Here is a 12236-nt window from a genome sequence, read left to right on the forward strand (position 1 = left end):
CCCCGGACCCCGCTCCTCCATCGCCGGAGGGGCTGAATGATTTCGTACCTCCGCACTTCACAAGGAGAAGCTCCCCTTGACCGGCTCCCCCCGCCGCACCCTCGTCACCGCGGCCCTGGCCCTGCTCGCCGCGGTCGCACCCCTGACGCCCTCGGCCATCGCGGCACCTCAAGCACCGGCCGCGGCCGACGCGCCCGCCGACCTCGATCTGTCCAAGTCGGCGGCGCAATGGATCGACAAGAACACCCTCGCCTGGGACGTCCGGGGCGACGCCGCATCGCAGGAGCTGGTGTACGCCCGCGACGGACAGCTGACCGTCAAGGACGGCGAACTCGCCGGCGAGGGACGGCGCATCCGCCTCGCCCCGGCGGCGGGCGGCCTCACCGACGCCCAGCGCAAGAAGTACCCGCACCTGAAGGACTACGCGGCCTTCACCGTCGACCCGCGCGACCGCGACCAGGTCCGCACCGCCCTCACCGGCCAGCTCGTCGCCGCCCGCAGCAGCGCCGACGGCACCCTCCTTGCCGCCACCGGCGTGCAGACGCAGGGCATACTCGACGACATTTACGGCGCCAGGGCCACCAAGGCCGCCCTCGGCCCGCAGTTCCGCGGCGGCCGTCCCACCCTGGCCGTGTGGGCGCCCACCGCCCAGTCCGTCAGCCTCGAACTCGACGGCAAGCGTGTCGCGATGCGGCGCGACGACGCCAGCGGCGTGTGGTCCGTCAGCGGCGACCGCAGCTGGTCGGGCAAGCAGTACCGGTACGTCGTGAAGGTGTGGGCGCCCAGCGTCCAGAAGGTCGTCACCAACAAGGTCACCGACCCCTACTCCACGGCGCTCACCGCAGACTCCGAGCGCAGTCTCGCCGTCGACCTCGACGACCCGAAGCTCGCGCCCAAGGGCTGGGAGCAGCTGAAGAAGCCGAAGGCGACACCGCTGCGCGACGCGCAGATCCAGGAACTGCACATCCGCGACTTCTCCGTCGAGGACCGCACGGCCAAGCACCCCGGCCAGTACCTTGCCTTCACCGACACGGCCTCCGACGGCATGAAGCACCTGCGCAAGCTCGCCGGGTCCGGCACCTCCTACGTGCACCTGCTGCCCGCCTTCGACATCGGCACCATCCCGGAGCGCGCCGCCGACCAGGCCAAGCCCGACTGCGACCTGACGGCACCCGCACCGGACTCCGAAGAACAGCAGGCCTGCGTCACCAAGACCGCGGCCAAGGACGCCTACAACTGGGGCTACGACCCGCTGCACTACACCGTGCCCGAGGGCAGCTACGCGAGCGACCCCGCCGGGACCCGCCGCACGGTCGAGTTCCGGAAGATGGTCCAGGGTCTCAACGGCTCCGGACTGCGCACCGTGATGGACGTGGTCTACAACCACACCGTCGCCAGCGGCCAGGCCGACAAGTCCGTCCTCGACAAGATCGTGCCGGGCTACTACCAGCGGCTCCTTGCCGACGGCACGGTGGCCACCTCCACCTGCTGCGCCAACACCGCCCCCGAGAACGCCATGATGGGCAAACTCGTGGTCGACTCCCTGGTCACCTGGGCCAAGGAGTACAAGGTCGACGGCTTCCGCTTCGACTTGATGGGTCACCACCCCAAGGCCAACATCCTCGCCGTCCGCAAGGCCCTGGACGCGCTGACCCCCAAGAAGGACGGCGTCGACGGGAAGAACATCGTCCTTTACGGCGAGGGCTGGAACTTCGGCGAGATCGCCGATGACGCGCGCTTCGTCCAGGCCACACAGAAGAACATGGCCGGCACGGGCATCGCCACCTTCTCCGACCGAGGCCGCGACGCGGTGCGCGGCGGCGGCCCCTTCGACGAAGACCCCGGGGTCCAGGGCTTCGCCAGCGGCCTGTTCACCGACCCCAACGCGTCCAAGGCCAACGGCACCCCGGCTGAGCAGAAGGCCCGGCTCCTGCACTACCAGGACCTGATCAAGGTGGCCCTGACCGGCAACCTCGCCGACTACACGTTCACCGACTCCGCCGGGAAGCGGGTCAAGGGCTCCGAGGTCGACTACAACGGCGCACCGGCCGGATTCGCCGCCGCCCCCGGCGACGCCCTCTCCTACGCCGACGCCCACGACAACGAAGCGCTCTACGACGCGCTCGCCTTCAAGCTGCCCGCGGACACCACGGCCGCCGAGCGCTCCCGCATGCAGGTGCTCGCCATGGCGACCGCCACCCTGGCCCAGGGCCCGTCCCTCTCCCAGGCCGGCAGCGACCTGCTGCGCTCCAAGTCCCTTGACCGCAACTCCTACGACAGCGGCGACTGGTTCAACGCCCTGCACTGGAACTGCCGTGACGGCAACGGCTTCGGCCGCGGTCTGCCCCCGGCCGCCGACAACAAGGACAAGTGGGCCTACGGAAAGCCTCTGCTGGCGTCCGCGTCGCTGACCCCCGGCTGCGCGGAGATCAACGGAACCTCGGCCGCCTACCAGGACCTGGTGAAGCTGCGCGCGAGCGAGCCCGTGTTCTCCCTGGCCACCGCGGGAAAGGTCCAGTCCCGGCTCTCCTTCCCGCTTTCGGGCACCGCGGCCGAGACCCCCGGCGTCATCACCATGGAGACCGGGGACCTGGTCGTCGTCTTCAACGCGACCCCGGAGGCACAGAAGCAGAGCGTCGCGGCCCTGAAGGACACCGCGTACAGGCTGCACCCCGTCCAGGCGAAGGGCGGCGACCCGGTGGTCAAGTCGTCCTCGTACGAGCGGAGTTCAGGCACCTTCAACGTCCCCGCACGGAGCGTCGCCGTCTTCGAGCGAGGCTGAACGACGGGCCTGACCGGCCCTGAGACCCGCCCGGGCTGATGGCGCGTCGGCCCTCCCGCGTACCCCACTACGTACAGGAGGATCCATGACGCATCTGCATGCCGCCCGCAAACCAAGAGCGCTTCTGGCCGCTGCCCTGGCCGCACTGTTCCTGACGCTGCTACCCGGTGTCGACGGCGCGGACAGGGCGGCGGGGGATGCCCGGAGCGTGGCCGCCGAGGCCGAGTCCGCGAGCATGCTCGGCGGGGACCCGCGCGCCGACTCGATCTACTTCGCGATGACCGCGCGCTTCAGCGACGGCGACACGTCCAACAACCGCGGCGGCAACCAGCACACGTCGTCCGGGAACGCGGCCAACGACGACCCCATGACCCGCGGCGACTTCAAGGGACTCGCAGAGAAGCTGGACTACATCAAGGGTCTCGGCTTCTCGGCGATCTGGATCACGCCGGTGGTCATGAACCGGTCGGACTACGACTACCACGGCTACCACGGATACGACTTCTACGAGATCGACCCGCGCCTGGAGTCCGAGGGCGTCTCCTACCAGCAGCTCATCGACCGGGCGCACGCCAAGGGCATGAAGATCTACCAGGACGTCGTCTACAACCACAGCTCGCGCTGGGGCGCCAAGGGCCTGTTCACCCCGACCGCGTTCGGCGTGCAGGACGAGGAGTGGGGCGACTACTACGACGACAAGGTCGAGGGCAAGGAGTACGACCCGCTCGACGAGGACGCGCAGGGCAACCCCTACAACGGTGATCGCTGGTCCACCGCGGAACCGGCGGGCAACACCTGCAAGGACTGGGGCAAGCAGTCCGGCACCGGATCGGACGGCCGGAAGATCTACAACTGCCAGTGGCCGAGCCCCACGTCGGGCATGTTCCCCAAGGACAAATACCACCAGTGCTGGATCGGCAACTGGGAGGGCGAGGACTCACGCAGTTGCTGGCTCCACGACGACCTGGCGGACTTCAACACCGAGAACGCCGACGTGCAGCAGTACCTGATCGACGCCTACAACAAGTACATCGACATGGGCGTGGACGGCTTCCGCGTCGACACCGCCGTGCACATCCCGCGCACCACCTGGAACCGGCGCTTCCTGCCCGCCCTGCACGACAAGCTGGTGGCGAAGTACGGCGCGGACAAGGCCGACGACTTCTATGTGTTCGGCGAGGTCGCTGCCTTCGTCAACGACAAATGGAACCGCGGCTCGGTCAACCACTCCGCGCAGTTCTACACGTGGAAGGAGCGCAAGGAGTACGCCGCCGACGATGCGGCGGCAGCCCTGGAGATGTACCAGTACGAGCAGGCGCAGGGCACCGGCAACCAGCCCACCAGCAACAACGCCTTCCTGGACGGAAACACCTACCACGCGCCCGACCGCACGAAGTTCTCCGGCATGAACATCATCGACATGCGGATGCACATGAACTTCGGTGATGCCCCGAACGCGTACAACAACGGCAAGGACTCCGACGACTCCGTCAACGACGCCACGTACAACGCGGTGTATGTCGACAGCCACGACTACGGACCGAACAAGTCCTCCACCCGTTATGCGGGCGGCACCGATGCCTGGGCCGAGAACATGGCCCTGATGTGGACCTTCCGCGGCATCCCGACCCTCTACTACGGCTCGGAGATCGAGTTCCAGAAGGGCAAGCAGATCGACTGCGGACCCAAGTGCCCGCTGGCCACCACGGGACGCGCCTACTACGGCGACCATCTCGAAGGCAGCGTCACCGCAACGGAGTTCGGCACGGTCGACAGCGCGAGCGGCGAGGTCGCCAAGACCCTGGACCAGCCCCTGGTCAAGCATGTGCAGCGGCTCAACCGGATCCGCAGGGCCGTGCCCGCGCTCCAGTCGGGCCAGTACTCGACCGAGGGCATCAACGGACAGATGGCCTACAAGCGCCGCTACACCTCGGGCTCCGTCGACAGCTTCGCCCTCGTCACCGTCTCCGGTGCGGCGAGCTACAGCGGCATCCCCAACGGCACCTACACCGACGCCGTCACCGGCGACAAGAAGACCGTGACCGACGGCAAGCTCTCCGTCGCCGCTCCGGGCAAGGGCAACCTGCGGGCCTACGTGCTCGACCTGCCGGGCACCCCGGCTCCGGGCAAGGTCGGCGCGGACGGTCCGTACCTGAAGTAGCACTTCTTAAATGTGTTGCCCGGCCTGCGGGGCGGTTGTTACCGTCCCGCAGGCGCGAGGGACGCGCTGTCACCGGACCGGGAGGTTGATGAATATGGCTGCCGCAGGCCTTCATCAGCATGCCCTCGTCCGGGCCGCGCGATAGCCGAGCGCGGATCCGGTCGTCACATCGAACGACCAGGAGAGACACATGTCTTCCTCTGCTTCATCCACACCCGCATCTGCACCCGCACCTGCGCACGCCGACGTGATCACCGAGCGTCTCGTCCTGCGGTCCTGGACCCCGGGCGAGGCCACCGCGGTCCTCGGCGACGACAGGTCCGCCGACTGGGCGGTCGACTTCCCCGCCGAAGGCGACCGTGTGGTCGCGGGCCTCTTCGAGCAGTTCCCCGACTGGCTCGGTGCCTACGGCCACCGTCTGGTCGTCGAGCGCGAGAGCGGCTCGGTGGTGGGCTCGATCGGCCTGTTCTGGCCGCCCAGCGAGGGCGTCCTGGAGATCGGGTACGGCATCGTGGCCTCGCGCCGCGGCCGTGGCTACGCCTCCGAGGCCACCAGGGCCCTGGTGGAGTTCGCCCTGACCGCACCGGACGTCCACACGGTGTCCGCCGGCGTGGAACTGTCGAACCCTTCCTCGGTCCGAGTCCTTGAGAAGGCGGGCTTCCACCGGCAGTCCACCGAGGGGAACGTGGCCAGGTTCACCACCGAGAGATGAGGTCTGACCACCGGCTCAGCTGATTCCCGGTTGATGGCCCGGGGGCCCTGGAGGCGATGCCTTCAGGGCCTCTGCCACTGTCAGGTGGCGCGTCCCACGCCACGTTCACGAACCCGACCAGGACACCGTCGCAGTCGCGGGCCCCCACCCAGCCCAGGCTGTGTTCCTTGACTCTGTCCCACCAGCCGGCGACGGCAGCACCGCCGTGCGACCGGACCAGGTCGGCCAGCTCCTCGTCTGTGATGGGGTCGCGCCATGCACAAGAGATCGCTCCGCTCATCGCGTCAGCGTCACCGACCGGCCCCCGCGGGACAACTCTTTAACGCTCACGAAGCCCGCTCCTGGCCGGCCGGGACGAGCCGGTAGGTGTCGCCGTCAGGGATCACGTGGCCTGCGGTGGGCGGCGGGAAGTGGCTGCCGAGGAGCAGGGTCCGGGTGCCGGAGAGGGCGCCGAGGAGTTGATGACGGGTCCTGGCCGCGGCTGCGGGGTCGATGTCCACGCAGCTGCCCAGGTCGGGACGGACCAGCTGGACGGGGTGGTGGATGCAGTCGCCGGTGATGAGCGCGCTCTCGCCGCGGCTGTTCAGTTCCACCGCCACCTGGCCCGGTGTGTGGCCCGGAGTGGGGAGCAGACGGACGCCGGGGGCGATGTCGGCCCCATCGAGGGGTACGTCGACGAGGTCGAGCAGCCCTGCGTCCTTGATGGGGTGCACGGAGTCCCGGAACATCTGGCGGCGTGCCTCGTCCATGTCGGTGTTGGCCCAGTAGTCCCACTCGGTGCGGGTCGTCAGGTAGCGGGCGTTGGGGAAGGTGGGCACCCAACTGCCGCCCTGGGCGCGGGTGTTCCAGCCGACGTGGTCGGTGTGCAGGTGGGTGAGGACGACGAGGTCCACCGTCTCGGGCGCGAAGCCGGCCTCCGCCAGGCGGCTCAAGTAGTCGGTGTCCAGGTTGTCCCATGCGGGATTGGCCCGCTGTTTGCCGTTGCCGATGCCGGTGTCCACGAGCACGCGCAGTCCGTTGACCTCGACCGCGAAGCTGTGGCTCGCCAGCCGCAGGACATGTTGTCCGTCCGCGAAGTCGGGTTGCAGCCAGGGGGATCGGGCCACGACCTGCGGGGTGGCTCCGGGCAGCAGCCAGGGGCCCGTCTGAGGGGGCAGGTGCACCTCGTCGATACGGCGGACAGTGAGGTCTCCGACGGTCCAGGCCGGGCTCTCGGGGGTGCTGGCGGCGTCGTGCGTGGTGGTGGGCATGCGGGGCTCCTCCAAGTGGTGCGTCGATCGAGGTGCTCGATCTAAAAGCAACGGGTTTGCGTTAAGTCGAACGTAGGGCCTATCGTCCTGCTAACGCAAACCGTTAGCTTTTGAGCGTTGCAGGGCGGGCCGCCGCCCCCACGGCGCAATGGGCCGAGTCGAGAGGGCACGTATGGACACCGCCGAACTCACCCCGCAGGAGGCCGCGCGCGGGGCTCTCCGGGCGGGCCTGCCGCTGGAGAACGACCGTCACGAGGCGGTGGCGGCAACCGCCAACCACATCCACTCCGTCATCGCCACACTGCGGGAGCTGGACTTCCGGGACACGCCGCCCGCGATGACCTACACGCCGTGCACGGCAGGCACGACGGAACAGGAGGCCCTCGATGCAGCCGTATGAGCTGTCGCTCGCCGACGCCGCCCGCGCACTGGCCGCGGGTGAGCTGTCGCCGGTCGAACTGACCGATTCAGTCCTTGAGCGCATCGGCGCGGTCGAAGAGCGCCTCCAGGCCTACGTCACCGTCGCCGCCGATTCCGCGCGGAAAGCGGCGGCCGAAGCCGAACGCGAGATCGCACAGGGCCGGTTGCGCGGCCCGCTGCACGGAATACCCATGGGCTGATCGACGCCGAGGGCATGCCCACCACGGCGAGCTCCCGGGTCAGGGCGGACCATGTCGCCGAAGGCGACAGCGCCGTCGCCGCGCGTCTGTCCGCGGCCGGTGCGGTGCTGCTCGGCAAGACCCACACCCACGAGTTCGCCTACGGATTGACCACCCCTCAGACGCACAACGCCTGGAACCACAGCCGGGTCGCGGGCGGGTCGAGCGGAGGCTCGGCCGTCGCCGTCGCGGCGGGAGAGGCCACGTTCGCGCTGGGGACCGACACCGGCGGTTCGATCCGTGTCCCCGCGGCGCTGAACGGCGTGGTCGGCCTCAAGCCGACGTACGACCTGGTCTCCCGGCGCGGTGTGACGTCCCTGTCCTGGTCCCTGGACCACGTCGGCCCCGTCACCCGCACGGTGCAGGACGCCGCACTCGTCCTCGCGTCGCTGGAGGGGCGCGTCCGGCACGCACCAAGTGGCGCCGTCGCCGCGGAGCCCGGCGACCTGACGGGCCTGCGGGTGGGCGTGCCGCGCAACTACTACTTCGAGCGCATCAGCCCGGAGGTCGAGGAAAGCGTGCGCCGGGCCATCGGGCAGCTCAGGGAACTGGGAGCCGAACTCGTCGAGGTCGAGATCCCGATGACGCGTTACATCCAGGCCGTCCAGTGGGGCCTGATGGTCCCCGAAGCAACCGCGTACCACGAGGGGACGCTCCGCTCGACACCCGATCTGTACGCCGCGGACGTCCGTATCCTGCTGGAGGCGGGCGAGTTCGTGACCGCCGGTGACTACCTCCGGGCCCAACGTGCCAGGACGATGATGCGCGACGCCTGGGCGCGGATGCTCGGCCAGGTAGACGTGATCGCCGCCCCGGCGGTGCCGATGACGGCGGTCAAGTCCGGTCAGGACGGCGTGGAGTGGGCGGACGGCACGATGGAGGCCGTCTCCGACAGCTACGTCCGCCTCTCCGCACCGGCCAACATCACGGGCGTGCCGGCACTGACGCTGCCCGTCGGCCAGGATCGCGCGGGCATGCCGATCGGCATGCAGCTGATGGGACGCCCCCTGGACGAAGCGACCGTCCTGCGGGTCGGGCGCGCCTACGAGGTCGCCGGGGCAGGAACGGGAGCGGGAGCCCAGTCCGGATCGGCAGTGGGGCAGCTCGCTCCGATCGCGGCCTGAGGGTGCCCCTCCCGAGAGGTGCCCCTCCCGCCACCTAGAAGCAACGAATTTGCGTTAAGGAGTATGGTGGGGCCATGAGTCCCAAGCCCATGGTTCGGCCCGGAGGGCGCAGCGCCCGTGTCCAGGAGTCGGTCCACACGGCAGTCCGTGAGCTGCAGGCCGAGCTGGGACGCGAGGCGCTGACCGTTCCTCTCGTCGCGGCGCGCGCGGGGGTGACCCCCTCGACCGTCTACCGCCGGTGGGGGGACTTGCAGGAGCTCTTGTCCGACGTCGCCGTGGAGCACCTGCGCCCCGAAGCGCTGCCTGCCGATCTCGGCAGCCTCCGGGCGGACCTCGACGCCTGGGCGGAGCAGTTCCTGGACGAGATGGCCTCCCCGCCGGGGCGCGCGTACATCAGGGACGCTCTCCTCGGGGACCCGGACGGCAGCAACGCCGGGCAGTGCTCCGCCTACGCGGCCGACCAGATCGGCATCGTCCTGGCCCGCGCGGAGGGGCGGGGTGAAACCGTCCCCGACGTGGAACGGGTCATCGACCAGGTGGTGGCGCCGATGATGTACCGCATCCTCTTCCGCCCCAGCCGGCTGGACGCCGCCTACGCGCGCACACTCGTGGAGCACGCCCTCACGGACTCCTGAATCCGGTGGCGCGCGAGCCTGCTTGCCGAACGGATCCAGCGCGGAACGGGGCATCTTCACGCACTCCCGATCATTGAGAGGGGCCGTGAGGTCAGTCAACGGTCACTATCCGTGGGGGCGGGCGACCGTGAGGTACAGACCGTTAACGTTTGCCCCGCACTTGTTCCTGTCGGGCCTCTCGGCTCCGGAGGTGAGAGATGGCGGTAGCCGACTCGGCGTCGGTCGGTACGATCCCGGTTCAGCACCTCCGTGCGGGTGACCATGCCTTCGTCAGTTACGCCGACGACGACGCGGGACGCGACGTAGTCTCCGCCTTCGCGTGGGCGGGGCTCGTGAAGCGCGAGAAGGTGATGGTCTTCGCCGCTCCGCACATGCGGGACGAACAGGTGTGGAACCGCCTTGACGCGCCGGGAGCCCTGCTGGGGGCCGCCCGCAGGAGCGGGCAGCTGGTGCTCAGCAGCATGCGCGCCCTCATCCAGCCGCAGCAAGCGTTCACCCCGCACCGGCAGTGGGAGCGCATCGAGCAGGAGACCGACAAGGCCGTGGACGAGGGCTACAGCGGGCTGCGCACCTATATCGACATGCACTGGGTGGGGCACTTGGGCGCCGATGTCAAGGTGATGATGCACCGTGAGTCCCACGCCCAGCATCTGTTCACCGACCGCCCGTACACCGAGATCTGCGCCTACGACAGCCGCTGGTTCGACCCGGATGTCCTGACCGCGATGCACGAGGCGCACCCCTGCCGCCTGCTGCCCCACCTGGGTGCTCTGCACGTGGAATACGCGGACGGCATGCTGCAGGTGGCCGGTGAGGCGGACCTCGCCACCCGGGAGCAGTTCATCGGCGCACTGCGCCACGCACTCAGGCGCAGCGAGGACTCCCGGTCGCTGACGGTGGATCTCTCCGGCCTCGTCTTCCTCGGCGCCGCCTGCGCGGTGGATCTGCTGCGGCTGGTTCTCGACCATCCGCACCGCCCGGTCAGAGTCGACTGTCCACCGACACCGGCCCGCATACTCCGCCGAGCGGGGGCGAACCAAGTGCCCCACCTGGTGATCAATGAGGTGGGTCGCTGATGTCGACAGCCTCAGGGGCCCGTGAGGTCCTTCCCGTCACCCTGCTGGAATCACGCTTCAACCAGGACGACCTGCCAAGGCTGCGGATGCTCGTCGAACAGTACGCGGACCACCAAGGACTGACCGAGCCACGGCGCAGCGAATTCATCGTGGCCCTGGACGCCGTGGCGGTCAACGCGGTCGAGCACGCGGGCGGTGGCGGCAAGCTGATCCTGCAGCGCAGCAACAGCCATCTGAACTGTCACATCCATGACCTGGGCCCCGGCTTCAGCGCCGACGTCATCCCCGCACAGGCGCCCGGACTCGACTGTGCCGAGAGCGGCCGGGGGCTGTGGCTCGCCGACCTGTTCACCGACGATCTCCGTATCTCGGCGGGTCCCGGCGGAGCCATGGTGACCCTGACCGTGCGACTGCCCTGAGGGCCGGGGTGTCCCGGCCGGGCGGTCAGCCCTGTGGGGTGCGGCGTCGCAGCTTGACGGTGTAGTTGGTCCGCGTGGAGGGCGCTCCGTCGGGGCCTGTCAGGGAGTGCTCATGGGTGTCGCAGACCAGTACGTCCCACTGCCCGTCCTGCAGGTCGAGGGAGGCCAGGACCTTCTGCGGGCTGGGAAAGTCCACGCCGGGACGCGATTCGGTCTCCCAGGCGGGAAAGCCCATGTGGCCGACGATCAGGAGTGTGCCGCCCCGCGCGACGGCCGCCGCGGCGTTCCGCAGGATCTGTTCGCGCGGCATCTCGTGCATGGAGTGCAGGAACTGGGCGCACACCAGGTCGTAGCTGCCGGCCGGGAGCGACGTGCCGAGATCGTGGTGCTGCCAGTCGATGCGGTCGGCGACCCGTGCCTGGTCCGCGTGCCCGGCCGCACGGCCCAGGGCGACACGGGAGATGTCGGTGGCGGTGACGCGCCAGCCCTGGCGCGCGAGCCAGATCGCGTCGCCGCCCTCGCCGCAGCCCAGATCCAGGGCGCTGCCCGGCGCCAGACCCTCGGTCTCGCGGACGAGTGCGGCATTGGGTTCGCCGCTCCACAGGCGGTCGCTCTGGTCGTAGCGCTCGTCCCAGAACGCTTCGGCTGTTCCGGCGGCGGGGGCGTTGTGGGTGCCGGATACGTTCCGGGCGCCGGTGGTCTGCTCGCTCATGAGGGCTCCTTCTGCTCTGCGGCAACCCTGCGCGCACCCACGGCGGCTTGACAAAGATATTTGCCGCATCGGCAAATGGAGGGATGAGCGACGACACCGACCTCACGGACGTGCTGACCGCCGTCGGCCCCCGGCTGCGCGCGCTGCGGAAGGCGCGGGGCGCCACCCTGGCCCGGCTGAGCGAGGAGACGGGGATCTCCCTGAGCACGCTCTCGCGCCTTGAGGCCGGCGGGCGCGAGCCGACCCTGAAGCTCCTGCTGCCGCTGGCCAAGGCGTACGGGGTGCCGCTCGACGAACTGGTCGGCGCGCCTCAGACGGGCGACCCGCGCATCCACCCCCGGCCCTTCCTGCGCCACGGCAACACCTGGGTCCCGCTGACCCGCTATCTCGGCGGAATGCACGCCTACAAGCAGGTCATGCCGGTCGCCAAGAGCGGCGCCCGGCAGGACACGCGCCCCGAGCAGGGCATGCACGAGGGCTATGAGTGGCTCTACGTCCTCTCCGGCCGCCTGCTGCTCGCCCTGGGCGACCACGATCTCGTCCTCACCGCGGGCGAAGCCGCCGAGTTCGACACCCGCACCCCGCACGGCTTCGCCAACGCCGGTGACATCCCCGTGGAATTCCTCGCCCTGTTCGGGGCCCAGGGCGAGCGCATGCACGTACGGGTCAGGCCGGGCGGTGACGAGGCGGGCGGCGGGGCGTAGCG

9 protein-coding genes and 2 pseudogenes are annotated in these 12236 nt (G+C 69.5%); 9 read left to right on the plus strand and 2 right to left on the minus strand.

All coding sequences use genetic code 11. The features are described 5' to 3' along the window. The first annotated feature begins 76 nt into the window (after positions 1–76). From pulA to ACWFR3_RS16365, 3 genes and pseudogenes are all read left to right on the plus strand, one after another. The gene (pulA, locus tag ACWFR3_RS16355) at positions 77–2782 is read left to right on the plus strand and encodes a pullulanase-type alpha-1,6-glucosidase (RefSeq protein ID WP_453735228.1); all 2706 of its coding nucleotides are present in this window, start codon (positions 77–79) and stop codon (positions 2780–2782) included. A gap of 238 nt (positions 2783–3020) precedes the next feature. Beyond that, a pseudogene (locus ACWFR3_RS16360) lies at positions 3021–4943 on the plus strand (alpha-amylase family glycosyl hydrolase); the annotation flags it as partial. A 190-nt stretch (positions 4944–5133) separates the two neighbouring features. Next, positions 5134–5655 (plus strand): GNAT family N-acetyltransferase, encoded by a 522-nt coding sequence (locus ACWFR3_RS16365; RefSeq protein ID WP_453735229.1) that lies wholly within the window; start codon positions 5134–5136, stop codon positions 5653–5655. Positions 5656–5981: 326 nt separating this feature from the next. Here the strand turns inward: ACWFR3_RS16365 and ACWFR3_RS16370 are convergent, their stop codons facing one another. Beyond that, complete coding sequence (locus ACWFR3_RS16370) at positions 5982–6905, minus strand: MBL fold metallo-hydrolase (RefSeq protein WP_453735230.1); 924 nt, start codon at positions 6903–6905, stop codon at positions 5982–5984. Positions 6906–7077: 172 nt separating this feature from the next. Here ACWFR3_RS16370 and ACWFR3_RS16375 point away from each other — a divergent pair, with 172 nt between their 5' ends. The 5 genes and pseudogenes from ACWFR3_RS16375 to ACWFR3_RS16395 all read left to right on the plus strand — a co-directional run bounded on the left by ACWFR3_RS16375 (position 7078) and on the right by ACWFR3_RS16395 (position 10818). Further along, entirely contained in the window at positions 7078–7305 is a 228-nt protein-coding gene (locus tag ACWFR3_RS16375; RefSeq protein ID WP_453735231.1) for a hypothetical protein, read from the plus strand. After that, positions 7292–8688, plus strand: a pseudogene (locus tag ACWFR3_RS16380) (amidase). Before ACWFR3_RS16375 ends, ACWFR3_RS16380 begins: the two are co-directional and overlap by 14 nt. 74 nt (positions 8689–8762) lie before the next feature. Continuing rightward, on the plus strand, positions 8763–9323 hold the full coding sequence (locus tag ACWFR3_RS16385) for a TetR/AcrR family transcriptional regulator (RefSeq protein WP_453735232.1): 561 nt from the start codon (positions 8763–8765) through the stop codon (positions 9321–9323). Between the two features lie 197 nt (positions 9324–9520). Continuing rightward, positions 9521–10399, plus strand: coding sequence for an MEDS domain-containing protein (locus ACWFR3_RS16390; protein WP_453735233.1), 879 nt, complete (start codon positions 9521–9523; stop codon positions 10397–10399). After that, the gene (locus ACWFR3_RS16395) at positions 10399–10818 is read left to right on the plus strand and encodes an ATP-binding protein (protein ID WP_453735234.1); all 420 of its coding nucleotides are present in this window, start codon (positions 10399–10401) and stop codon (positions 10816–10818) included. The genes ACWFR3_RS16390 and ACWFR3_RS16395 overlap by 1 nt, the downstream gene beginning before the upstream one ends. Before the next feature lie 25 nt (positions 10819–10843). Here the strand turns inward: ACWFR3_RS16395 and ACWFR3_RS16400 are convergent, their stop codons facing one another. Continuing rightward, positions 10844–11530, minus strand: coding sequence for a class I SAM-dependent methyltransferase (locus ACWFR3_RS16400; protein ID WP_453735235.1), 687 nt, complete (start codon positions 11528–11530; stop codon positions 10844–10846). Between the two features lie 83 nt (positions 11531–11613). On the opposite strand from ACWFR3_RS16400, the gene ACWFR3_RS16405 reads away from it, so the two are divergent. Beyond that, entirely contained in the window at positions 11614–12234 is a 621-nt protein-coding gene (locus ACWFR3_RS16405; protein WP_453735236.1) for a helix-turn-helix domain-containing protein, read from the plus strand. The last annotated feature ends 2 nt before the right edge of the window (positions 12235–12236 follow it).

Source organism: Streptomyces sp. NPDC055189 (assembly GCF_053606765.1).

Excerpts from the sequence above, each read along its gene's own strand:
- ACWFR3_RS16405 (WP_453735236.1), top strand. The coding sequence starts at position 11,614 with ATGAGCGACGACACCGACCTCACGGACGTGCTGACCGCCGTCGGCCCC.
- ACWFR3_RS16385 (WP_453735232.1), top strand. The coding sequence starts at position 8,763 with ATGAGTCCCAAGCCCATGGTTCGGCCCGGAGGGCGCAGCGCCCGTGTC.
- ACWFR3_RS16370 (WP_453735230.1), bottom strand. The coding sequence starts at position 6,905 with ATGCCCACCACCACGCACGACGCCGCCAGCACCCCCGAGAGCCCGGCC.
- ACWFR3_RS16375 (WP_453735231.1), top strand. The coding sequence starts at position 7,078 with ATGGACACCGCCGAACTCACCCCGCAGGAGGCCGCGCGCGGGGCTCTC.
- ACWFR3_RS16395 (WP_453735234.1), top strand. The coding sequence starts at position 10,399 with ATGTCGACAGCCTCAGGGGCCCGTGAGGTCCTTCCCGTCACCCTGCTG.
- ACWFR3_RS16390 (WP_453735233.1), top strand. The coding sequence starts at position 9,521 with ATGGCGGTAGCCGACTCGGCGTCGGTCGGTACGATCCCGGTTCAGCAC.
- ACWFR3_RS16365 (WP_453735229.1), top strand. The coding sequence starts at position 5,134 with ATGTCTTCCTCTGCTTCATCCACACCCGCATCTGCACCCGCACCTGCG.
- ACWFR3_RS16400 (WP_453735235.1), bottom strand. The coding sequence starts at position 11,530 with ATGAGCGAGCAGACCACCGGCGCCCGGAACGTATCCGGCACCCACAAC.